21 protein-coding genes are annotated in these 21,585 nt (G+C 66.3%); 17 read left to right on the plus strand and 4 right to left on the minus strand.

What is annotated here, in order from left to right; genetic code table 11:
• Positions 1-6 precede the first annotated feature (6 nt).
• The 12 genes from murG (at position 7) to dnaE (ending at position 13,666) form a co-directional block, all read left to right on the plus strand.
• Positions 7-1,143, plus strand: coding sequence for an undecaprenyldiphospho-muramoylpentapeptide beta-N-acetylglucosaminyltransferase (gene murG, locus ACNQPB_RS16350; protein WP_498753470.1), 1,137 nt, complete (start codon positions 7-9; stop codon positions 1,141-1,143).
• Entirely contained in the window at positions 1,140-2,510 is a 1,371-nt protein-coding gene (murC, locus tag ACNQPB_RS16355; protein WP_498753471.1) for a UDP-N-acetylmuramate--L-alanine ligase, read from the plus strand. The genes murG and murC overlap by 4 nt, the downstream gene beginning before the upstream one ends.
• Positions 2,503-3,414: a cell division protein FtsQ/DivIB gene (locus ACNQPB_RS16360; protein ID WP_498753472.1), complete on the plus strand. Its 912-nt coding sequence runs from the start codon at positions 2,503-2,505 to the stop codon at positions 3,412-3,414. Before murC ends, ACNQPB_RS16360 begins: the two co-directional genes overlap by 8 nt.
• 226 nt (positions 3,415-3,640) lie before the next feature.
• Positions 3,641-4,864 carry a cell division protein FtsZ gene (ftsZ, locus tag ACNQPB_RS16365; protein ID WP_498753473.1) on the plus strand — a complete coding sequence of 408 codons (1,224 nt, stop codon included), beginning with the start codon at positions 3,641-3,643 and terminating at the stop codon, positions 4,862-4,864.
• 19 nt (positions 4,865-4,883) lie between these two features.
• Positions 4,884-5,573, plus strand: a complete 690-nt coding sequence (locus tag ACNQPB_RS16370; protein WP_498753474.1) for a purine nucleoside phosphorylase YfiH/LACC1 family protein — start codon at positions 4,884-4,886, stop codon at positions 5,571-5,573.
• Entirely contained in the window at positions 5,566-6,336 is a 771-nt protein-coding gene (locus ACNQPB_RS16375) for a YggS family pyridoxal phosphate-dependent enzyme (RefSeq protein ID WP_498753476.1), read from the plus strand. Before ACNQPB_RS16370 ends, ACNQPB_RS16375 begins: the two co-directional genes overlap by 8 nt.
• Before the next feature lie 98 nt (positions 6,337-6,434).
• Positions 6,435-6,959, plus strand: coding sequence for a cell division protein SepF (locus ACNQPB_RS16380; RefSeq protein WP_498753477.1), 525 nt, complete (start codon positions 6,435-6,437; stop codon positions 6,957-6,959).
• A gap of 102 nt (positions 6,960-7,061) precedes the next feature.
• Positions 7,062-7,349 carry a YggT family protein gene (locus ACNQPB_RS16385; protein ID WP_498753478.1) on the plus strand — a complete coding sequence of 96 codons (288 nt, stop codon included), beginning with the start codon at positions 7,062-7,064 and terminating at the stop codon, positions 7,347-7,349.
• A gap of 163 nt (positions 7,350-7,512) precedes the next feature.
• Positions 7,513-8,232: a DivIVA domain-containing protein gene (locus ACNQPB_RS16390; protein ID WP_498753479.1), complete on the plus strand. Its 720-nt coding sequence runs from the start codon at positions 7,513-7,515 to the stop codon at positions 8,230-8,232.
• A 97-nt stretch (positions 8,233-8,329) separates the two neighbouring features.
• The gene (gene lspA, locus ACNQPB_RS16395) at positions 8,330-8,935 is read left to right on the plus strand and encodes a signal peptidase II (protein ID WP_498753480.1); all 606 of its coding nucleotides are present in this window, start codon (positions 8,330-8,332) and stop codon (positions 8,933-8,935) included.
• The gene (locus tag ACNQPB_RS16400; RefSeq protein ID WP_498753481.1) at positions 8,928-9,854 is read left to right on the plus strand and encodes an RluA family pseudouridine synthase; all 927 of its coding nucleotides are present in this window, start codon (positions 8,928-8,930) and stop codon (positions 9,852-9,854) included. The genes lspA and ACNQPB_RS16400 overlap by 8 nt, the downstream gene beginning before the upstream one ends.
• Positions 9,855-10,108: 254 nt before the next feature.
• Positions 10,109-13,666, plus strand: coding sequence for a DNA polymerase III subunit alpha (gene dnaE / locus ACNQPB_RS16405; protein ID WP_498753482.1), 3,558 nt, complete (start codon positions 10,109-10,111; stop codon positions 13,664-13,666).
• 26 nt (positions 13,667-13,692) lie between these two features.
• Here the strand turns inward: dnaE and ACNQPB_RS16410 are convergent, their stop codons facing one another.
• Positions 13,693-14,196 carry a flavin reductase family protein gene (locus tag ACNQPB_RS16410; protein WP_498753483.1) on the minus strand — a complete coding sequence of 168 codons (504 nt, stop codon included), beginning with the start codon at positions 14,194-14,196 and terminating at the stop codon, positions 13,693-13,695.
• Positions 14,197-14,330: 134 nt separating this feature from the next.
• Between ACNQPB_RS16410 and ACNQPB_RS16415 the strand changes: the two genes are divergently transcribed.
• From ACNQPB_RS16415 to nrdR, 3 genes are all read left to right on the plus strand, one after another.
• Positions 14,331-14,891, plus strand: a complete 561-nt coding sequence (locus ACNQPB_RS16415; RefSeq protein WP_498753484.1) for a hypothetical protein — start codon at positions 14,331-14,333, stop codon at positions 14,889-14,891.
• 9 nt (positions 14,892-14,900) lie between these two features.
• Positions 14,901-16,274 (plus strand): histidinol dehydrogenase, encoded by a 1,374-nt coding sequence (hisD, locus tag ACNQPB_RS16420; RefSeq protein ID WP_498753485.1) that lies wholly within the window; start codon positions 14,901-14,903, stop codon positions 16,272-16,274.
• 147 nt (positions 16,275-16,421) lie between these two features.
• Positions 16,422-16,931 carry a transcriptional regulator NrdR gene (nrdR, locus tag ACNQPB_RS16425; protein ID WP_498753486.1) on the plus strand — a complete coding sequence of 170 codons (510 nt, stop codon included), beginning with the start codon at positions 16,422-16,424 and terminating at the stop codon, positions 16,929-16,931.
• A gap of 138 nt (positions 16,932-17,069) precedes the next feature.
• On the opposite strand, the gene ppgK is transcribed toward nrdR, so the two are convergent.
• On the minus strand, positions 17,070-17,870 hold the full coding sequence (ppgK, locus tag ACNQPB_RS16430) for a polyphosphate--glucose phosphotransferase (RefSeq protein WP_498753487.1): 801 nt from the start codon (positions 17,868-17,870) through the stop codon (positions 17,070-17,072).
• 73 nt (positions 17,871-17,943) lie between these two features.
• On the minus strand, positions 17,944-18,822 hold the full coding sequence (gene map / locus ACNQPB_RS16435) for a type I methionyl aminopeptidase (protein ID WP_498753488.1): 879 nt from the start codon (positions 18,820-18,822) through the stop codon (positions 17,944-17,946).
• A gap of 55 nt (positions 18,823-18,877) precedes the next feature.
• Between map and ACNQPB_RS16440 the strand changes: the two genes are divergently transcribed.
• Complete coding sequence (locus tag ACNQPB_RS16440; protein ID WP_498753489.1) at positions 18,878-19,090, plus strand: SPOR domain-containing protein; 213 nt, start codon at positions 18,878-18,880, stop codon at positions 19,088-19,090.
• 27 nt (positions 19,091-19,117) lie between these two features.
• On the opposite strand, the gene panB is transcribed toward ACNQPB_RS16440, so the two are convergent.
• Positions 19,118-20,047 (minus strand): 3-methyl-2-oxobutanoate hydroxymethyltransferase, encoded by a 930-nt coding sequence (panB, locus tag ACNQPB_RS16445; protein WP_498753490.1) that lies wholly within the window; start codon positions 20,045-20,047, stop codon positions 19,118-19,120.
• A 190-nt stretch (positions 20,048-20,237) separates the two neighbouring features.
• Here panB and glnA point away from each other — a divergent pair, with 190 nt between their 5' ends.
• The gene (gene glnA / locus ACNQPB_RS16450; RefSeq protein ID WP_498753491.1) at positions 20,238-21,578 is read left to right on the plus strand and encodes a type I glutamate--ammonia ligase; all 1,341 of its coding nucleotides are present in this window, start codon (positions 20,238-20,240) and stop codon (positions 21,576-21,578) included.
• Positions 21,579-21,585 lie beyond the last annotated feature (7 nt).

The following is a 21,585-nucleotide window of genomic DNA, read 5'->3' on the forward strand; positions in this document are numbered from 1 at the left end:
CACTTCATGAATTCCCAGCCCGAGGAAACCCAGACAAGGGAAACCCAGTCCAAGCCACTGTCCGTCGTGCTTGCCGGAGGCGGAACCGCCGGCCACATCAGCCCGATGCTCGCCATCGCCGACGCCCTCAGGGCTGCCCGCCCCGACGCGTCCTTCCTGGCCGTCGGCACCGCCGAAGGCATGGAGAGCCGCCTCGTGCCGGCAGCAGGCTACGAACTGGCCACCATCGGCCGGGTTCCGTTTCCGCGCCGGCCTTCCCTGGCGATGCTGAAGTTCCCGGCCCGTTTCGCCGGTGCCGTGAAGCAGGCCGGCCGCATCCTGGACGAGGCCCGAGCGGACGTGCTGGTGGGCGTCGGGGGCTATGTCTGCACCCCGATGTACCTGGCTGCCCGGAAGCGGAACATCCCCATCGTCATCCACGAAGCCAACAGCCGCCCCGGCCTGGCCAATCGGGTGGGGGCCCTGTTCAGCCGCCACATCGCCGTGGCCTTCCCGGAAACCAGGCTGCGGAACGCCCGCCATGTGGGCATGCCCATGCGCAAGGCGATTTCGGGCCTCGACAGGCTTTCGGCCCGGGCGGATGCCCGCCGCGCCCTTGGCCTGGACGGCGACCGGCCTGCCCTCATCGTGACGGGCGGCTCCTCGGGCGCCCAAAGCATCAACCGCACCATCTCCGGAGCGCTGGACGCTTTGGCTGCGGCGGGCGTCCAGACCCTGCACATCACGGGACGCGGCAAGGAAGTCAAGGACGACGGCGGCGTGCTGCTCAGTGCCGAGGGCTACCGGCAGGTGGAGTATGTGGACGGCATGGAGAACGTCTACGCGGCCGCAGACGTACTGCTGGCCCGCGCCGGCGCCGCGACAGTGTGCGAGGTGGCCGCAGTCGGCGTTCCGGCCGTCTTCGTTCCGCTGCCGGTGGGCAACGGCGAACAGGCCCTGAACGCCCGCGCGCTGGTGAACGACGGCGCCGCGCTCCTCGTCGACGACAAGGCACTCACCGCCGAGTGGCTCGAGCGTGAGCTGATCCCGCTGCTCGGTGACCGGCAGCGCCTCGAGAACATGGCCGCCAAGGCCGAAAGCCTTGGCATCAGAAACGCCGATCAGCAGATGGCTGATCTTGTCCTGGAAGCGGTATCCGAATGACCCAGCCCATAGCAGACCTCGCCTCCCTCGGCCGGGTGCACTTCATCGGGATCGGCGGCGTCGGAATGTCCGCCGTCGCCCGGATCATGGTTGCCCGCGGCGTTACCGTCAGCGGCTCCGACGCCAAGGACCTGCCCGTCATGCGCGAGCTCGCCGCGGCGGGGGCGAGGATCGCCGTCGGCTACGCCGCGGAGAACCTGGGCGACGCCCGCACCGTGGTGGCCGGCTCCGCGATCCGGCAGGACAATCCGGAGCTGCTCGCCGCCCGGGCCGCCGGCCTGCCGGTGCTGCACCGCTCGGAAGGCCTTGCTGCCACCATGGGCACGGACCGGGTGGTTGCCGTGGCCGGTACCCACGGAAAGTCGACCACCACCTCGATGGTGACGGTGCTCCTGCAGCAAGCAGGCCTGGATCCCTCCTTCGCCATTGGCGCCAATGTCCCGTCCCTCGGCGTTAACGCTGCCAGCGGCAGTTCGGACATCTTCGTAGCCGAAGCCGATGAATCCGACGCCTCCTTCCTGAACTACCGGCCGCTGATCTCCATCGTCACCAACGTCGAGGCCGACCACCTGGACCACTACGGCACGCCCGAGGCCGTCTTCGCCGCCTTCGACGCCTTTGCGGCGCTGCTGCCGGAGACTGGCCTGTTGCTCGCCTGCGCGGACGACGACGGCGCCCGCGCCCTCGCTGCCCGGGTCCGGGCCGCGGGGACCACCCGGGTACTGACATACGGAACCGCCGAAGACGCCGACGTCCGCCTGTACGACGAGGGTACGGCCGGCAGCTGGGTCGGCCTGGCGGGCGAAAGGCAGCGCCTGGAGCTGCAGGTTCCAGGCCGCCACAATGCCCTCAATGCGGCAGCCGCATTCGCTGCCGCCGTCGAGCTTGGCGTAGAGCCGGCCACCGCCGCCGCTGCCTTGGCACATTTCAGCGGGGCGGCCCGCAGGTTCGAGTTCAAGGGCGAAGGCGGGGGAGTGCGGGTCTACGACGACTACGCCCACCACCCCACGGAAGTCCGCGCGGCACTGTCCGCCGCCCGGACCGTGGCCGCGGGGAAGAAAGTGCATGTCCTCTTCCAGCCGCACCTGTTCTCCCGGACCCGCGAGTTTTCCCGGGAGTTCGCGGAAGCACTCAACCTGGCGGACACGGCGCTGGTCCTGGACATCTATCCGGCCCGTGAGGATCCCATCCCCGGCGTCACGAGCGGGCTGATCACCGAGCACCTCCGGTCCGGCCGCCTGGTGGCCGCCGACGCCGCCGTCGAACAGATCATTGCCGGCGCGGGGGAGGGCGACATTATCCTCACCGTGGGCGCCGGGGACGTCACGGCCTATGGGCCCCTGATCGTGGAGCGGCTGGGTGGCTAGCACCCGGAAGCCCACGTTCCGGCCGGGGGCTAACTCCACGTCAAGGACCGGCCGCGAGCCCGGGGTAATCAGCGCGGAGCGCACCGTTGACGGGCCGGCGGCACCGGGAGGCGAAGGCTCCGCCGGATTCTCCGCCAGCAAGGCGGCAGGGCCGGCCACTGCGGAGCCTGCCGCGAAAGTAGATTCAGGGAAGGTCCTCGCTTTTCCCGAGCCCAAAGGGCGCAAGCGGAAACGGATCGTCCTCACCACCGCGGCCGTGGTGATCGCCCTCGTGGCGGGGTTCCTCGCGGCCGCGGTCTACTCGCCCATGCTCGCAGTCCGCAGCATCGCGGTGGACGGTACCAAGCTGCTGAAGGCGGAGGCGGTCCGGAAGGCCCTCTCGCCGGTTGAGGGGACGCCCCTTCCACAGATCGACGAGGCCGAAATTACCCGGCTGCTCAAGCCCCTTGTCCAGGTCCGCTCGATCACCACGGAGGCACGGCCGCCGTCCACGCTGCTGGTCCATGTGGTGGAGCGGGTGCCCGTGGCGCTGCTGAAGAGGGACAACAACTACCTGCTGGTGGATGTGGACGGAGTCCAGCTGGGCTCAACACAGGACCCGGCCTCGGTGCCGCTGCCGCTGATCGACGGCAGCGCCTCCAGGCCCGCGTTGTTCAAGGCCATCACGGCGGTGCTGGCAACCCTTCCGGCGGATGTCCTGGCAAAGATGGCCAGCGCCTCAGCGAAGTCGCCGGACGCCGTCGAGCTCAGGCTCATCGACGGGAAGACGGTGGTTTGGGGCAACGCGGAGGAGAAGGAGCTCAAGGCCCGGGTGCTCGAAGCGCTCCTCAAGGCCCCTGCGGATCCGAAGGTGCCTGTGAACGTCTATGACGTTTCCGCGCCGCGGCACCCGCTGACGAAGTAGGCTCCACGGGGGCGCAGGGGCCGGGTAACAAGCAGGCGGCCAAGGGCTAATTTCGGGACATTCACACGACACGCGGAGCGGGTCATTGAATGTCTGATTCCCAGCCCATACCGTCGCATAAGAGTTACTTGACATAACTATAACCTTCAACTAGAGGGTTAAGGTCCAAGGATTCAAGTTGGACTCGATCAGTTTCGCTATAGGACACAAGCAAGGGGCACGAAACGTGGCAGCACCGCAGAATTACTTGGCCGTCATCAAGGTCGTCGGCATCGGCGGCGGTGGCGTGAACGCAGTCAACCGGATGATCGAAGTCGGCCTTCGCGGCGTCGAGTTCATCGCCATCAACACCGACGCGCAGGCGCTTCTCATGAGTGACGCCGACGTCAAGCTCGACGTCGGCCGTGAACTCACCCGCGGCCTCGGAGCGGGTGCCAACCCCGACGTCGGACGCCAGGCGGCCGAAGACCACGCCGACGAAATCGAAGAGGTCCTGCGCGGCGCTGACATGGTCTTCGTGACCGCCGGCGAAGGCGGCGGCACCGGAACCGGTGGCGCCCCCGTGGTTGCCCGCATCGCCCGCTCCCTCGGTGCGCTGACCATAGGAGTCGTGACCCGCCCCTTCACCTTCGAGGGCCGCCGCCGCGCAAACTCTGCCGAGAACGGCATCGACGCCCTGCGCGACGAAGTCGACACCCTCATTGTCATCCCCAACGACCGTCTGCTTTCCATCAGCGACCGGAACGTCTCTGTCCTTGACGCCTTCCGCTCCGCCGACCAGGTGCTGCTCTCCGGTGTCCAGGGCATCACCGACCTCATCACCACGCCCGGCCTGATCAACCTCGACTTCGCCGATGTGAAATCCGTCATGCAGGGTGCAGGTTCCGCGCTCATGGGCATCGGCTCGGCCCGTGGCGAAGACCGCGCGGTCAAGGCCGCCGAACTCGCCATCGCTTCGCCGCTGCTCGAAGCGTCGATCGACGGCGCCCACGGCGTCCTGCTGTCCATTCAGGGCGGCTCGGACCTCGGCCTCTTCGAAATCAACGAAGCGGCACGCCTGGTCCAGGAAGTGGCACACCCCGAAGCGAACATCATCTTCGGCGCCGTCATCGACGACGCCCTGGGCGACGAAGCGCGGGTCACGGTCATTGCGGCGGGCTTCGACGACGTCAAGGCAACCTCGCCGTCCATGAACCAGCAGCCCGCCGCCCAGCCGGCGGCACAGCCGCAGGCACCCGCCGCTCCGGAACGCACTGCGGCCCCGGCCTACCAGGCTCCGCAGCACGCAGCTGCCGGCGTCGCCAGCTCCGGCCTGAGCAACTGGGGCCAGCAGCGCACGGCCGCCCTGCCCGCCGACTCCGGTTTCGACGTCGACCTCCCCGCAGTGGTCGAACCGGACCTGTCCGGCGGCCGCAGCGACGACCTCGACGTCCCCGACTTCCTGAAGTAACCCGGGGAGTCAGTCAGCAGTGTTTTGGTGGCGTAAGGAAGTGCGGCCGGGACTGTCGGTCGCCTTCACCGATGCCGGTGCCGGCAACCTTGCCCTGCATGTCGGCGACGACCCCGACGACGTCCTGGTGCGCCGGGCCCGGCTGGAAACAGCGGCCGGGCTCGGCGGCCGGCACTTCCAATACATGTCCCAGGTGCACGGGAACACCGTGACATTCATCGAGGACTTCCCTGAACCACCCACCGCGGACGCGATGGTCTCCACCGGGCAGCCCCTTGCCGTGATGGTGGCCGACTGTGTTCCCGTGGTGCTCGTGGGTGAGGGGGCGGACGGCCCGGTGCTCGGTGTTGCCCACGCAGGCAGGCCGGGCGTATCGACCGCCGTGGTGGCGGCGACCGTCGGCGAAATGCGGCAGCACGGCGCGGAAGGCATCAGAGCCTGGATCGGTCCGTCAATCTGCGGAAAATGCTACGAAGTTCCCGGGGAACTCCGCGCCGAGGTCGCCGGGGTCGTGCCGGAAAGCTGGTCGGTGACCTCCTGGGGAACGCCGGCGCTGGACCTGCCGGCCGGTGTCCGCGCCCAGCTTGAGGCGCTTGGCGTTCCCGTTGAGTACTCAGGCGAATGCACCAAGGAGAATCCCGGGCTGTTCTCCTACCGCCGCCAGCAGCAGACCGGACGGTTCGCAGGTTTGGTGTGGCTCCATGAATGAGTCCGGCCTGACAAGGTCTTCTTCGGCCCAGCCCGGGCGGGAAGGCGACATGGACGAGCGGGCGATTCAGCTCGGGGACAGACTTGCTGCCGTGCGGTCCAGGATCGCCGCTGCGACCCTGGCAGCTGGGCGCAGCGAAGAGCCGGGGCTCATCGTGGTTACCAAGTTCCACCCGGCCGCCGACGTCGCCCGCCTGGCCGCCCTCGGGGTCCGGGATGTGGGGGAGAACCGCGACCAGGAAGCCTCCGCCAAGGCCTCCGGCCTCGAGAAGCTGGGGCTTCGCTGGCATTTCATCGGCCAGCTCCAGAGCAAGAAGGCCAAGTCCGTCGTGAAGTACGCGCACTCGGTGCAGTCCGTCGACCGGCCCCAGCTCGCCGAGGCCCTGGCCAAGGCCATGCTTCGTGCCCGGGAAGAAAGCGGCCGCGACGACCTGGACTGCTTCATCCAGGTCAGCCTCGACGACGACGCCGGTGAGCACCGCGGCGGGGCCGCACCGGCCGCCGTCGGGCAGCTTGCGGACAGCATTGCCTCCGCTGCCGGGCTGCGGCTGGCCGGGGTGATGGCCGTTGCGCCGCTCGGCGTGGCGCCTGAGGTCGCGTTCGAAAAGCTCGCCGGAGTTTCGGCGGCTTTGCGCGAGGTCCATCCGGGGGCGTCCGCGATCTCGGCAGGGATGAGTCAGGACCTTGAGGCGGCCGTGCGCTTCGGGGCGACACACCTGAGAATTGGCTCGGATATTCTCGGTTCCCGTCCCCCCGTGGGGTAGCGTCACAGTATTGGAAGCGACGGGCCTGTGCTTTATCTCCAGGCATCCAAGCCGAGTCACGGGCGGCCCGCCAACTGCACGCACGATTGGAGTCCAGCATGGCTGGCGCACTGCGCAAGACAATGGTTTATCTTGGGCTCGCCGACGGCGATGAGCACTACGAGTCTGAGCACCACCTCCCGCACCGGGACGACGAGGCCGCCGTCGAGCAGGAAGAGCGCCGCGCCCCCGCACCTGTCCGGGAAGCCGTCCGTGAAATACCCCAAGCCGCCGAAGAGGAATACCGCGCCCCCGTGACACCCATCAAGCGTGCGGCATCGAGCCGCGAAGACAGTTCCGGACTCCGCCAGATCACCACGGTCCATCCCCGTTCCTACAACGATGCCAAGATCATTGGCGAGAGCTTCCGGGACGGGATCCCCGTGATCATGAACGTCACCGACATGGGCGAGGCGGATGCCAAACGCCTGGTGGACTTCTCCGCCGGCCTGGTTTTCGGCCTGCATGGCAGCATCGAGCGGGTGACCAACAAGGTGTTCCTGCTCTCGCCGGCGTACGTCGAAGTCCTTGGCGACGACAAGAAGGCGAGCGAAGCGCAGGCCTCCTTCTTCAACCAGAGCTGACAAGCAGAACAGCTGTCATTGATGCCAGGCAGGCCATCTGCCTGGCATCTGTGTTGGAATAGAAGTCCAGCCGTATGCGATCGAGGAGAACTGAGCTAAGCCGTGGGCATTGTTTTTGGCCTTATTTACATTGCATTGCTGCTGTTCCAGATTTCCCTCATCATCAGGATTGTCTTTGACCTGGTGCAGATGTTTGCCCGGCAATGGCGTCCGCGCGGAGCCGCCTTAGTGGCAGCGCACATGGTGTATTCGGTAACGGATCCGCCCATCAAGCGGATCCGCAGGATTGTGCCGCCCCTGCAGCTCGGCGGGATTTCCCTCGACCTGGCGTTCCTGATTGTTTTCATTGTGGTGGTCATTGCCATGGGATTCATCTGGGGCCTGGTGTAGCTTCTTCCTAGGGCAAGGCTCCCCGGCAGCTCCGGCGGCCCGGCCCTGTACCCGTGATTAACGCCAAAGGGTGTTGAATTGGGGGAATCAGATGATATTTAGGTACCGTAGGTTTTGAACGGCCGGAAGGCCTCCTGACTGACTAGACCAACGAGGTGACCAGATGGCTTTGACGCCAGAAGACGTTGTCAACAAGCGCTTTCAGCCGACTAAGTTCCGTGAAGGCTACGACCAGGACGAGGTGGATGATTTCCTCGACGAAATCGTCGTCGAACTGCGCCGCCTGAACCAGGAGAACGACGAGCTCCGCAAGAAGCTCGCCGAGGCCGGAACCCCCGTCGCTGCCAACGCCGCCCCCGCACCCGTCGTCGAGAAGGTCCCGGCTCCGGTCAAGGCCGACAAGGACGCAGACGCCAAGGCAAAGGCCGAAGCCGAAGCAAAGGCTGAAGCTGAGGCCAAGGCTGCTGAAGCAGACGCCAAGAAGAAGGCCCAGGCCGCCGAAGCTGCCGCTCCGGCTCCCGCCGCCGGCGGAGCATCGGTCGCTTCCCCTTCCGCCGAGTCCGCTGCCGGCCTGCTGGCCATGGCCCAGCAGATGCACGACAAGCACGTCGCAGACGGCGAGCAGCAGAAGGAAAAGATCATCGCCGAGGCGCAGATCGAAGCTTCCACCCTTGTCAACGACGCGCAGGACAAGTCCCGCAAGATCCTCGGCGCCCTCGAGCAGCAGCGCTCCGTCCTTGAGCGCAAGGTGGAGCAGCTCCGCGGCTTCGAACGCGACTACCGCTCCCGCCTGAAGGCCTACATCGAAGGCCAGCTGCGCGACCTGGATGCCCGTGGCTCCGTTGCCGCCCCAGAGGTCGGCGAAGCAGCTGCAGAGGTCTAAGCAAGTATTCTGAAAGCCGGTGGCTGAGGACTCCTCGGCCACCGGCTTTCGCTGTTAAGAGCAGCGACCCGCCCACGGCCACCCGGATGAAAGCACTATGAGCGACGAACACAACAGCGGCACCACGGAACCGGACCGCACCATACGCCGGACACCGCGACCGGGCCTGCTTTGGCTTTTCGCGGGATTCGCGGCATTAGCCTACGCCTTTGACCAGCTCACCAAGCTGTGGGTCACCGGCACCATGGTGGAGGGCGAACGCATCCCCGTCCTGCCTCCTTTGCTGCACTGGTACTACATCCGCAACTCCGGGGCGGCCTTCTCGATCGGCGAGAACGTCACCTGGGTCTTCACGCTCGTGATGGCCGGGGTGTCTGTGGCCATCTTCTTCCAGTTGCGCAAGCTCGGTTCGGTCTGGTGGTCCCTTGCCCTCGGCCTGCTCCTTGGCGGTGCCTTGGGCAACCTGACGGACCGGCTATTCCGTGAACCGTCCTTCGGAATGGGGCACGTGGTCGACTTCATCCAGCTGCCCAACTTCGCGATCTTCAACGTCGCCGATTCCGCCGTCGTCACCGCCGTCACGGTGATCTGCCTGCTGACCCTCCGCGGAATCGGCCTGGACGGGTCAAGGCAGCAGCCGGCCCGGAAGGCGGCTGAAACGGAGCAGACCGGAACGGACCAGGAGGCATCCGGCGATGCCTGAGACCTTCCAGGTGCCGGAGGAGCTGGGTGGCGCCCGCGCCGACGCCGGCCTGGCAAAGCTCATGGACATTTCCCGTTCCGCCGCGGCCGTCCTGCTGGCCGAAGGCAACGTGAGGGCGGGCAAGGCGGTCTTGGCGAAATCGGCGAAGCTCACCGCCGGCTCCGTGCTGTCAGTTACCGTTCCCGAACGCCGGGATCCCTTGGAAGTCGTGGAGGAAGTAGTGGAAGGCCTGAACATCCTGCTGGACGATGAGGACTTTGTCGTCATCGACAAGCCCGTGGGTGTTGCGGCGCATCCGTCGCCCGGCTGGGTGGGGCCCACGGTCGTCGGCGGCCTGGCCGGCGCCGGCTACCGGATCTCCACTTCGGGGGCAGCCGAGCGTGCCGGCATCGTGCACCGGCTCGACGTCGGAACTTCCGGGGTGATGGTGGTCGCCAAGACCGAGCACGCCTACACCGTGCTGAAGCGCGCCTTCAAGGAACGGACCGTGGACAAGGTCTACCACGCCGTCGTCCAGGGCCTGCCGGAACCCCTCGAGGGAACCATCGACGCCCCGATCGGCCGGCACCCCGGCCACGACTGGCGCTTTGCCGTCATCGAGGACGGCCGTCCTTCGGTCACCCACTACGAAGTCCTGGAAGCCTACGGCAAGGCCAGCCTGGTGGAGGTGCACCTGGAGACCGGCCGGACGCACCAGATCCGTGTCCACTTCTCGGCGCTGCGGCATCCCTGCGCGGGAGACCTCACCTACGGTGCCGACCCGCGCCTGGCGGCCACACTCGGCCTCACCCGGCAATGGCTGCACGCACGCAGGCTCGGGTTCACGCACCCCCGCAGCGGCGACTGGGTGGAAGTAACCAGCCAGTACCCTGCGGACCTCCAGTACGCGCTCGACCTCCTCGCCAGCGGCGACGCCTGACCTCCGCTTGGCCTGCCCGGATCCGTTGACCCTGTCCCGGCCCGGGAGTTCCCCCGTGGGCGGGCCCGTGCCCTTGCCGGGACCGCGGCAGCCGCCTTGCTTGCCGGGGCCCCGATGTTCGTCTGGTGCCTGGCGGCCACCAAGGACGTTCCGCCCTTCGTGTTCTAGCTGAAGCCTCGGCGGCCGCCGTACTGCTCCGCCGGACACCCGACGACGGCGGGAACGCCCCGGCCGCTCGAAGGTAGACTGGCGTGGTGACTTCCAGCAATGCCTCGTTCGTCCACCTGCACACCCACACCGAGTACTCCATGCTGGACGGGGCGGCCCGGCTTGGCGAGCTGTTCAACGAGACCGAGCGGCTGGGCATGCCGGCGCTGGCAACGACCGACCACGGCTACCTCTTCGGGGCTTTCGACTTCTGGAAGAAGGCCACGGACAAGGGCATCAAGCCGATCATCGGCGTCGAGGCCTATGTCACGCCCGGCACCGCGCGCACCGACAAGGAACGCGTGCGCTGGGGCGACGAAAGCCAGCGGAAGGACGACGTCTCCGGTGGTGGCGCCTACACCCACATGACGCTACTGAGCTACAACAACGCCGGCATGCGGAACCTCTTCCGGGCCTCCTCCATCGCTTCGCTTGACTCGGTTTTCGGTAAATGGCCCCGGCTGGACCGCGAATTGCTGAACACGTACTCCGAAGGCCTCATCGCCACCACGGGTTGCCCTTCAGGCGAAATCCAGACCCGGCTCCGCCTCGGCCAGTACCGTGAGGCGCTCGAAGCCGCCGCGGAATTCAGGGATATTTTCGGCGCGGAGAACTACTTCTGCGAGCTGATGGACCATGGCCTGGACATCGAGCGGAGGGTCACCGGAGACCTGCTGCGGCTGGCCAAGGAACTGAACATCCCGCTGGTGGCCACCAACGACCTCCACTACACGCACGAACACGACGCCAAGGCCCACGAGGCCCTGCTGGCCATCCAGTCCGGTTCGACCCTTCTGGAGCCGACCTACGACCAGGGCGGCTCGCGCTTCGCGTTCTCCGGCAGCGGCTACTACCTGAAGTCCCCGCAGGAGATGCGGGAACTGTTCCGGGACCATCCGGAGGCCTGCGACAACACCCTTCTCATCGCCGAGCGCTGCGAAGTGTCCTTCAACACGGGCGCCAACTACATGCCGCGTTTCCCCTGCCCGCCGGGGGAGGACGAGACGTCCTGGCTGGTCAAGGAAGTGGCCTCCGGCCTGGAGTACCGCTACCCGCAGGGCGTGCCGGACAAGGTCCGCAAGCAGGCGGACTATGAACTCGACGTCATCACGTCCATGGGCTTCCCCGGCTACTTCCTGGTGGTTGCCGACTTCATCAACTGGGCCAAGAACAACGGCATCCGCGTTGGTCCGGGACGTGGTTCCGGTGCCGGTTCCATGGTCGCGTACGCCATGCGCATCACGGACCTGGATCCGCTGGAGCACGGGCTGATCTTCGAACGCTTCCTTAACCCGGACCGCGTGTCCATGCCCGACTTCGACGTCGACTTCGATGACCGCCGCCGTCCGGAAGTCATCGACTATGTGACCCGGAAGTACGGCGACGAGCGCGTGGCGATGATCGTCACCTACGGCACCATCAAGACCAAGCAGGCGCTCAAGGACTCCTCGCGTGTGCTCGGCTACCCCTTCAGCATGGGCGAGACGCTCACCAAGGCCCTGCCGCCCGCCGTCATGGCCAAGGACATCCCGCTCTCCGACATCCAGAACCCGCAGGCCAAGCGCTACGGCGAAGCCGGCGATTTCCGTCAATTGATCGCCACGGATCCCGAGGCCGCGAAGGTCTTCGAGACCGCACTCGGCATCGAGGGCCTGAAGCGCCAATGGGGCGTCCACGCCGCCGGCGTGATCATGTCCTCGGACCCGATCATCGACGTCATCCCGGTCATGCGCCGTTTCCAGGACGGCCAGGTCATCACCCAGTTCGACTACCCCACGAGTGAAGGCCTCGGCCTGATCAAGATGGACTTCCTGGGCCTGCGGAACCTGACGATCATTTCCGACGCCCTGGAGAACATCAAGCTCAACCGGGACATCGACCTGGACCTGGAAAACCTCGCCCTGGACGATGCGGCGTCCTACGAACTGCTCGCCCGTGGCGACACGCTGGGCGTGTTCCAGCTCGACGGCGGGCCCATGCGTTCGCTGCTTAAGCTGATGAAGCCGGACAACTTCGAAGACATCTCCGCCGTGCTGGCTCTGTACCGGCCAGGCCCGATGGGCGCCAACGCCCACACCGACTATGCCCTGCGCAAGAACAAGATCCAGGACGTCATCCCGATCCACCCTGAGCTGGCCGAGCCGCTCGAGGACATCCTGGGTGGCACGTTCGGCCTGATCGTGTACCAGGAACAGGTCATGGCCGTGGCCCAGAAACTGGCCGGCTACTCACTCGGCCAGGCAGACATCCTGCGCCGCGCGATGGGCAAGAAGAAGAAGGAAGAGCTGGACAAGCAGTTCGCCGGCTTCTCCCAGGGCATGCGGGACAACGGCTACTCGCAGGAAGCTGTCAAGACCCTCTGGGACATCCTGCTGCCGTTCTCCGACTACGCCTTCAACAAGGCCCACTCCGCCGCCTACGGCGTGATTTCCTACTGGACCGCGTACCTGAAGGCGCATTACGCGCCGGAGTACATGGCCGCCCTGCTGACCTCGGTGGGTGACGACAAGGACAAGTCGGCCATCTACCTGAACGAATGCCGGCGCATGGGCATCACGGTGCTCCCGCCGGACGTCAATGAATCCGCACTGACCTTCACACCTGTGGGCAATGACATCCGCTTCGGCATGGGTGCCATCCGCAACGTCGGATCGAACGTCGTGGACTCCATGGTGACTGCCCGCCAGGAGCAGGGCCGTTTCGAGTCGTTCTCGGACTTCCTGATGAAGGTTCCCGCGGTGGTATGCAACAAGCGGACCATCGAATCCCTCATCAAGGCGGGGGCCTTCGACTCCCTGGGGCATTCCCGCCGCGCCCTGGCGATGATCCACGAAGAAGCGATCGACTCCGTCATCACCCTCAAGCGCAACGAAGCGATCGGCCAGTTCGATCTCTTCGCCGGGTTCGAGGACGACAAGTCAGAGCCCTCCTTCACCACCGAAATCCCCGACCTGCCTGAATGGGAGAAGAAGGACAAGCTCGCCTTCGAACGCGACATGCTCGGGCTCTACGTCTCAGACCATCCGCTCCAGGGCCTGGAAGGGGTGCTGAGCCAGCACGCCGAGCAGTCCATCTCCTCGATCATTGCCGAGGACGGCCCCCACGACGGTGCGATCGTCACCATCGCCGGCATGATCACCTCGCTGAGCCGCCGCATCGCGAAGGCCAGCGGCAACGCCTACGCACGCGCCGAGATCGAGGACCTGGGTGCATCGATGGAGGTCATGTTCTTCGGCCAGGTCTACGGACCGATCGCCTCCGTCCTTGCCGAAGACCTGATCGTCGTGGTCAAGGGCCGCCTCCAAAGGCGCGACGACGGTGCCGTCACCTTGAACTGCATGGAACTCTCAGTGCCGGACCTGAGCGAGGGCGTGAACGGGCCGCTGGTCATCACCATGCCCACGCACAAGGCCACCGAGGCCGTGGTTACGGAACTGAGGGACGTCCTCGGTAACCACCGCGGCAACTCCGAGGTGCGGCTGAACCTGCACGGGGACACGAAGATCGAGGTGATGGCGCTGCCGATCCACCTGCGCGTGAACCCGAACCCGGCGCTGTTCGGAGACCTGAAAGTGCTGCTCGGGCCGGCCTGCCTGGACGGCTGACTGTCTGGGCAGCCAGGCGGCCGGGCTCAGATTTCGTAATCGAGCGGGACCGGCTGCCCATAGCTGCCCGAGTGGTAAAGCAGCGGGGTGCCGTCCTCGCCCACCTGCCCGTCCACCACTTCGACGACGACCACCGCGTTGTTCTCGAAGGACAGCCGCATCTGGATCTTTCCGATGAGCCAGCCGGTGACGTTCTTCAGCAGCGGCACTCCGAAGGGGCCCGGTTCCCAGTGGTCGCCTTCGAAGCGTTCCCCGCCTCCGCGGGCGAAGCGGTCTGCCAGGGCCTCGTTCTCGTGGCCGAGCATGTGCAGTCCGATGTAGGTCGAGTTCGCCACGGCGGGCCATGAGCTGGAACTGCGGGACATGTTGAAGGTGAAGCGGGGCGGTTCGGCGGACAGTGATGCGACCGAGGTTGCAGTGAACCCGAAGGGCCTGCCGTTGAGGTCCGCCGTGATGATCGCAACGCCCGCGGCGTGCCGGCGGAACATTTCCTTGAAGGTTCCCACGAAGGATGGGGTGTCCAAAGCCATGGCCAGCTCCTGCTCGAAATCGCAATCCGGTTCTTGGAATCAGCGTATTCCCAGGAGCCGCCGTGAGGGTATTCCGGCCGTGCCGAGGTCGCGTTGTTGCGGCAGCGGGCGCAATGTTTGTTAATGTGGCATCCATGATCCTGCCTGCATATGAGAGCACCGGCCCCGCCTGGAACGGGATGCCGGCAGAACGGGGCAGGGAAGAGGCGCGGCGTGGCCCGGCCTGGCTGTGGTTCGTGGTGCCCGCTGTCTCCGGCGTCCTGCTTGGCATTGCCTGGTGGCTCCTCGCCCCCGGGGGCGCCAACCTGCTCACCGGCGACCCCGCCCTCGCGGATCCTGTTGAGCCCCTGACCCGGCTTCCCCGGGACCTTGTACTCGCCGCCCTGCTGCTCCTGGCCGGCTGTTTCACCGCCGTGTGGCTGGATTCGAGCAGATCGGACAACGGCCGCGGCCTGCGTACCTTCCTGGCCATCGCGGGCGGCCTGGCCGGATCCGCGGCGGCCTGGCAGGTAGGATTGCTGGCCGCGCAGTGGTGGGGCCCGTCCGGCGCCCCGCCCGCAGGCGAGGAAGGCTTCACGCTCCGTTCCGTCGTCGTCCTGCTTGTCTGGCCGTGCACCCTCGCCGTGCTCGCCTTCCTCTACAACCTGATCGCGCTGTTGAGCAGCGGAACACGGTCCGGCGGGCAGGCACACTAAAATAGCCGCGTGACCATTTCTCCGGAGAACCCAGCCGCCACCCTTATCGAGTCCCTTGAGTTCCGCAGCATCGACCTGCGGGGCCGGGCGCTTTCGCTCGCGGAACTGCGCGCCGCCGTGCCGCGGGCGCAGCATCAGACGGTGGCCGACGCCGAACAGAAGGTCCTGGAAATCATCGCCGCCGTGCGCTCCCGCGGTTTTGCGGCCCTGGGCGAGTTCGCACAGGCGTTCGACGGCGTCGAGCAGTCCCACCCCCGGGTTCCGGCGGCGGCACTGGCCGGGGCCCTGGAGAGCCTCGATCCCGCCGTCCGTTCCGCCCTGGAAGAATCCATCAGCCGCGCCCGGAAGTTCGCCGTCGCCCAGCGTCCGGAGGACGTCGACGTCGAACTGGGGGACGGCGCCGTCGTCAGCCAGAACTGGGTGCCGGTCGGCAGGGTCGGCCTGTACGTACCCGGCGGCCTGGCGGTGTATCCGTCGTCCGTGATCATGAACGTGGTTCCGGCGCAGGCAGCCGGCGTCCCCTCGGTGGCGCTGGCGTCCCCGCCGCAAAAGGAGTTCGGCGGCCTTCCGCACCCCACTATCCTGGCTGCCGCCGCGCTGCTCGGCATCGACGAGGTCTACGCCATCGGCGGTGCCCAGGCCGTGGCTGCCTTCGCCTATGGGATCCCCGGCGCGGACGGTGAGGAAGCCATCGAACCCGTGGACGTTGTCACCGGTCCCGGCAACATCTTCGTGGCGACGGCCAAGCGCCTCGTCAAGGGCGTGGTGGGCATCGACTCCGAGGCCGGCACCACCGAAATCGCCGTCCTCGCCGACGGCACGGCCCAACCGGAACTCGTGGCCGCCGACCTCATCAGCCAGGCCGAACACGATCCGAAGGCGGCGTCCGTGCTCGTCACTGACTCACCCGAGCTGGCTGCGGCGGTGGACGCCGAGCTCAAGCGCCAGGCCGCCCGGACCAAGCACCGCGAACGGGTGGTGACGGCGCTCTCAGGGCCGCAGTCCGGCGTCGTGCTGGTCGACAACCTGGAGCAGGGGATCGCAGTGTGCGACGCGTACGCGGCGGAGCACCTGGAAATCATGACGGCGGACGCTCCGGCGGTTGCCGCCCGCATCCGCAACGCAGGGGCGGTCTTCGTCGGCGACTACAGCCCGGTAAGCCTCGGCGATTACTGTGCCGGCTCCAACCACGTGCTGCCTACCAGCGGCACGGCGGCGTTCTCGTCAGGGCTCAATGTCACCACCTTCCTGCGCGCGGTCCAGCTCATCAACTACAACCGTCAGGCACTGGAAGAGGTCAGCCGGCACATCGTCAGCCTGGCCGGGGCCGAGGACCTTCCGGGCCACGGCGACGCCGTCACAATCCGCTTCGCGGGGTCGTAAGCACTACATATACGGCGGACGGCACTACATGTAGTAGTTACATGCTTGTCATTAGCATGCGTGCGAACGTAAAATAGTGGCGGAAGCATTGCTTCCGCCACTATTTGCATTTCCAGATTTGAGTGTCCGCGGAACAGGGAGGCCGGCGTGTATTGTCCGTTTTGCCGTAACCCCGATTCCCGGGTGGTGGACAGCCGCATGGCCGAAGACGGCTCATCCATCCGCCGCCGCAGGCAGTGCCCCGAATGCGGCCGCCGTTTCACCACAGTGGAAACCACCAGCCTGTCCGTCGTCAAGCGTTCGGGCGTGGGCGAACCCTTCAGCCGGAGCAAGATCATCAACGGCGTCCGCAAGGCGTGCCAGGGCCGTCCTGTCACCGAGGACGATCTCGCCATGCTCGCCCAGGAGGTCGAGGAGAACATCCGTGCCTCCGGTGCGGCCGAGATCGATGCCCACCAGGTAGGCCTCGCAATCCTTGGGCCGCTGCAGAAGCTGGACGAGGTCGCATACCTCCGCTTCGCCAGCGTCTACCAGGCGTTCGAATCCCTGGAAGACTTCGAATCCGCCATTGCGTTGCTGCGCGAAGAAGCCCAGTTGCGGCAGGAAGCCGTGGGCAAGAACGGCAGGAGCAAGGCCGGCGCCAAGGGCTCCCAGTAGTTCCTTGCAAGACTCCGGTGGTGGCGGCGGAGGGGAAGCCCCTGCCACCACCGGCACCACGTCATCCGCAGCGGTCTGCCGCCAACCACATCCCGGGCGCCATTGGCATCCGAAGAGTAGTTGACGGCAACGCCGCGGCTACTTGACGAGCTTGTGGTGGAAGGCGACTTCCAGGGCGGCGCCGACGATTCCGGCGTCGTTCTTCAGTTCCGCGGTGACGATCTTGGTCCGCAGCTCCAAGTGGGGGAAGTATTCGTCGGAGCGCTTCGAAATCCCGCCGCCGATAATGAAGAGTTCGGGGGAGAAGAGGAATTCGACGTGCCGCAGGTAGCGGTTGAGTTTGACCCCGTACTCGTCCCAGCTCAGGCCGTCACGCTCACGGGCGACGGCGGAGGCCTTGGTTTCGGCGTCGTGGCCGTCGACTTCGAGGTGGCCGAGCTCGGCGTTGGGGACCAGTTGGCCATTGAAGATGAACGCGGAGCCGATGCCGGTGCCGAGGGTGATGACCAGGACGGTACCGTCCACGCCTTCACCGGCGCCGTAGCGGGCCTCGGCGAGGCCGGCGGCATCGGCGTCGTTGATGACCTCGACCGGGCGGCCCAGGCGTTCGCTGAACAGGCTGTCGACGTCGGTATCGAGCCAGGACTTGTCCACATTCGCTGCGGAGCGGACCACGCCGTGCTGGATGATGCCGGGGAAGGTGACGCCGACCGGCGAGCCTTCTGCCGGGGCATCCGGGCGGCCGGAAAGTTCTTCGACGATCTGGGCTACGACGTCGGCGACGGCTTCCGGGGTGGCCGGCTGCGGAGTGGGGATCCGGAAGCGCTCACCGACGAGCTTGCCCTTCTTCAGGTCCACGATCCCGCCCTTGATGCCGGTACCGCCGATGTCGATCCCGATCAGCGGCGCGTGCTTGTGGGTCTTCGAATCCTTCGTCAATGCATATCCGTTCTTGGCAGGTGGTTGGCGGCAGACAGGGGCGCGGGGCAGCCAGGACTTCCGGCGGCCCGGTTCAGGGCAGCGTGAGGATTTCCGCGCCGGTGTCGGTCACCAGCAGGGTGTGTTCGAACTGCGCTGTGCGCTTGCGGTCCCGGGTCACTACGGTCCAGTCGTCCGGCCACATGTCCCACTCGATGGTGCCGAGGGTCAACATGGGCTCGATGGTGAAGACCATGCCGGACTGGATGACCGTGTTGTAGGCCGGTGCGGCGTCGTAGTGCGGAATGATCAGGCCCGTATGGAAGGCCTCGCCCACTCCGTGGCCCGTGAAATCACGGACCACTCCGTAACCGAAACGCTTTGCGTAGGATTCGATGGCCCTGCCGATCACGTTGATTTCGCGCCCGGGTGCCACTGCCTTGATGGCCCGGTTGAGGGACTCCTGTGTCCGCTCCACCAGGAGACGGGACTCGTCGTCCACGTCGCCCACCAGGAAGGTGTAGTTGGTATCACCGTGCACGCCGTTGATGAACGCGGTGATGTCGATATTCAGGATGTCGCCGTCCTGGACCACGGTGGAGTCCGGGATGCCGTGGCAGATGACCTCATTGAGCGAGGAGCACAGCGACTTGGGGAAGCCCCGGTAGCCAAGGGTGGACGGGTAGGCGTTGTGGTCCATGAGGAACTCGTGCCCGATCCGGTCCAGCTGGTCCGTGGTGACCCCCGGCTGGATATGCTTTCCGACCTCGACGATCGCCTGAGCGGCAATCCGGCCCGCGATGCGGATCTTTTCGATGGTCTCCGCCGACTTCACTTCAGAGCCGGTGAACTTGGCCGGCGCCGGCTTGCCGACATACTCGGGGCGTGCGATGGACGCCGGCACCTGCAGCTGCGGGCTGACGGTTCCTTGGGTGAGCGTGCCGATGGGTGCGGTCAAAGCGGGGGAAGGCATAGATTGATCATATAAGGGAGCAACGAGACGCAGCTAACAATGCGGCCGGCCGGGCATGGCCGCCGCGAAAAGTTACGCGGCGGCCGCCCATAAGGAAGGAGCCATCGTGACGGAGTACTGGTACAACGTGCAGACCCACAAGGTCGAAGAGGACGCGATGTCCGACTGGACCCAGCTGATCGGGCCGTACAAGACCCGCGAGGAAGCCGAACATGCCCTCGAAAAGGTCCAGGCCCGCAATGAGGCCTGGGAAAAGGACGACGACTAGCCTTCCCGCTCGGGGGCAAGTTCGTCGCTAGAAAGAATGCTCGGGGCCGGGGAAACTGCCTGAGCGCACCTCGTCGGCGTAGGCCCGGGCGGCGTCTCCGAGAATGCTGCGCAAGTCCGCGTACTGCTTGACAAACTTTGCCATCTTCCCGCCGCGCAGCCCGGCCATGTCCTGCCAGACCAGCACCTGGCCCGTGGTCGCGTTGCCCGCGCCGATGCCGACGGTGGGCACCTTGATTGCGGCGTCGACGGCGGCAGCAGTGTCTGCCGGGACCATCTCCATCAGCACGCTGAAGGCACCGGCATCAACCAGCGCGACGGCGTCGTCGATCAGGCGCTTGGCATCGTCCCCGCGTCCCTGAACCCGGTAGCCGCCGAGCGCATGCTCGCTCTGCGGGGTGAAACCGATGTGCGCCATGACGGGAATGCCTGCCTGGACCATGGCGCGGACCGTGGGTGCGTAGTAGGCACCGCCCTCGATCTTCACGGCATGAACCAGGCCCTCCTTGAGGAAGCGCACGCCGGTGGCGACAGCCTGTTCGGCGGATACCTCGTAGCTGCCGAAGGGCAGGTCAGCCACAATGAGGGCACGCTTGGCGGAGCGTGCGACCGCGCGGCACAGGGGGAGCAGTTCATCCACCGTGACGGGAAGGCTGCTTTCGTTGCCGAAGACGTTGTTGGACGCGGAGTCACCGATCAGCAGGACCTCGACGCCGGCCTGGTCGAAGATTTCGGCGGTGTATTGCTCGTAGGCCGTCAGCATGGCGAAGCGCGAGCCGTTGGCCTTGGCCTGCTGGAGGTGGTGGATGCGCACGCGGCCGGACGGGGCAGTGCCGGCAGTTCCTCCGGACGGCACAGCAGGCGCCGACGGGCCGGAGCCGTACGGTGCAGCGGTCTCTGGACTGCTGCTGCCGGGTTCGGGATGGTTGCGCTCTTCAGGATGGTTGCTTGGGGCCATGACAAGAGCGTATGCGGTCCCCGGCCGGCTAGCCACCGGCGGGAGAGCGCTCCCGATTTGTAAACGCTGTGTTACGGGGAGCTCCGACACCGGCATTCGCGGGCAATGCTTAGTAGAGTGAAGGCTGAGCTTCCGCAGGCCCGGTAAAAACGTGCCTGCGGTGTGGACATTGAATCTGAAAAGGGGCCCCATGGACCGCCAGCAAGAGTTCGTACTGCGGACCATCGAAGAGCGCGACGTGCGCTTCGTGCGCTTGTGGTTTACCGACGTCGTCGGTTCGCTCAAGTCGGTGGCACTTGCCCCGGCCGAGGTGGAGGGCGCCTTTGAAGAAGGCCTCGGTTTCGACGGATCGGCGATCGAAGGCCTGGCCCGCGTCTTTGAGTCGGACATGCTGGCCCAGCCGGACCCCGCCACCTTCCAGATCCTGCCTTGGCGCGGCGACACCGAACAGACGTCGCGGATGTTCTGCGACATCCTCACCCCGGACGGCGAGCCATCCGCCGCCGATCCCCGCAACGTCCTCAAGCGCACCCTCGCGAAGGCCGCGGACATGGGATTCACCTGCTACACGCACCCGGAAATCGAGTTCTACCTGCTGAAGTCCAGCGAGCTGGGCCCCAACGGGGCTCCGGTTCCGGTGGACGAGGGCGGCTACTTCGACCACGTTCCGGGCGGCGTGGCCCAGGACTTCCGTCGCACCGCTGTCACCATGCTCGAATCCGTGGGCATCTCGGTGGAATTCAGCCACCATGAGGGCGGACCGGGCCAGAACGAGATCGACCTCCGCTACGCCGACGCGCTGCAGACGGCGGACAACATCATGACCTTCCGCACGGTCATCAAGGAAGTGGCGCTGCAGCAGGGAACATACGCCACCTTCATGCCCAAGCCGTTCACCGACCACCCCGGCTCCGGCATGCACACCCATTTCTCCCTCTTCGAAGGCGACACAAACGCCTTCTACGAGGCCGGTTCGGAATTCCAGCTTTCCAAGACCGCACGGCAGTTCATCGCGGGCATCCTCAAGCACGCCCCGGAATTCACGGCGGTGACCAACCAGTTCGTGAACTCGTACAAGCGGCTTTGGGGCGGCGGCGAAGCTCCGAGCTACCTGAGCTGGGGGCACAACAACCGCTCGGCACTGGTCCGGGTTCCGCTCTACAAGCCCGGCAAGGGCCAGTCCGCAAGGATTGAGTACCGCGGCATCGACTCCGCCACGAATCCTTACCTGGCTTACGCCGTACTCCTGGGCGCCGGCCTGAAGGGCATCGAAGAAGGCTACGAACTGCCGCCGGCGGCAGAGGACGACGTCTGGTCGCTGACGTCCGCGGAACGCAAGGCCATGGGCCACGCCCCGCTGCCGTCCAGCCTGCACGACGCGATCCGCGCCATGGAAGACTCCGAGCTTGTGGCCCAGATCCTGGGGGAGCAGGTCTTCGAGCACTTCCTGCGCAACAAGCGGGCGGAATGGCAGGACTACCGGCTCCAGGTCACCCCGTACGAGCTGCAGCGCAACCTCGGCATCCTTTAGGCGGGCG

The sequence above is a fragment of the Curtobacterium sp. LFS079 genome (assembly GCF_047977865.1).
Classification (GTDB): domain Bacteria; phylum Actinomycetota; class Actinomycetes; order Actinomycetales; family Micrococcaceae; genus Arthrobacter.

Excerpts from the sequence above, each read along its gene's own strand:
- map (WP_498753488.1), bottom strand. The coding sequence starts at position 18,822 with ATGCCTTCCCCCGCTTTGACCGCACCCATCGGCACGCTCACCCAAGGA.
- ACNQPB_RS16440 (WP_498753489.1), top strand. The coding sequence starts at position 18,878 with ATGGCCGCCGCGAAAAGTTACGCGGCGGCCGCCCATAAGGAAGGAGCC.
- murC (WP_498753471.1), top strand. The coding sequence starts at position 1,140 with ATGACCCAGCCCATAGCAGACCTCGCCTCCCTCGGCCGGGTGCACTTC.
- ACNQPB_RS16410 (WP_498753483.1), bottom strand. The coding sequence starts at position 14,196 with ATGGCTTTGGACACCCCATCCTTCGTGGGAACCTTCAAGGAAATGTTC.
- lspA (WP_498753480.1), top strand. The coding sequence starts at position 8,330 with ATGAGCGACGAACACAACAGCGGCACCACGGAACCGGACCGCACCATA.
- panB (WP_498753490.1), bottom strand. The coding sequence starts at position 20,047 with ATGGCCCCAAGCAACCATCCTGAAGAGCGCAACCATCCCGAACCCGGC.
- ACNQPB_RS16400 (WP_498753481.1), top strand. The coding sequence starts at position 8,928 with ATGCCTGAGACCTTCCAGGTGCCGGAGGAGCTGGGTGGCGCCCGCGCC.
- glnA (WP_498753491.1), top strand. The coding sequence starts at position 20,238 with ATGGACCGCCAGCAAGAGTTCGTACTGCGGACCATCGAAGAGCGCGAC.
- ACNQPB_RS16375 (WP_498753476.1), top strand. The coding sequence starts at position 5,566 with ATGAATGAGTCCGGCCTGACAAGGTCTTCTTCGGCCCAGCCCGGGCGG.
- ACNQPB_RS16390 (WP_498753479.1), top strand. The coding sequence starts at position 7,513 with ATGGCTTTGACGCCAGAAGACGTTGTCAACAAGCGCTTTCAGCCGACT.
- murG (WP_498753470.1), top strand. The coding sequence starts at position 7 with ATGAATTCCCAGCCCGAGGAAACCCAGACAAGGGAAACCCAGTCCAAG.
- ACNQPB_RS16415 (WP_498753484.1), top strand. The coding sequence starts at position 14,331 with ATGATCCTGCCTGCATATGAGAGCACCGGCCCCGCCTGGAACGGGATG.
- ACNQPB_RS16380 (WP_498753477.1), top strand. The coding sequence starts at position 6,435 with ATGGCTGGCGCACTGCGCAAGACAATGGTTTATCTTGGGCTCGCCGAC.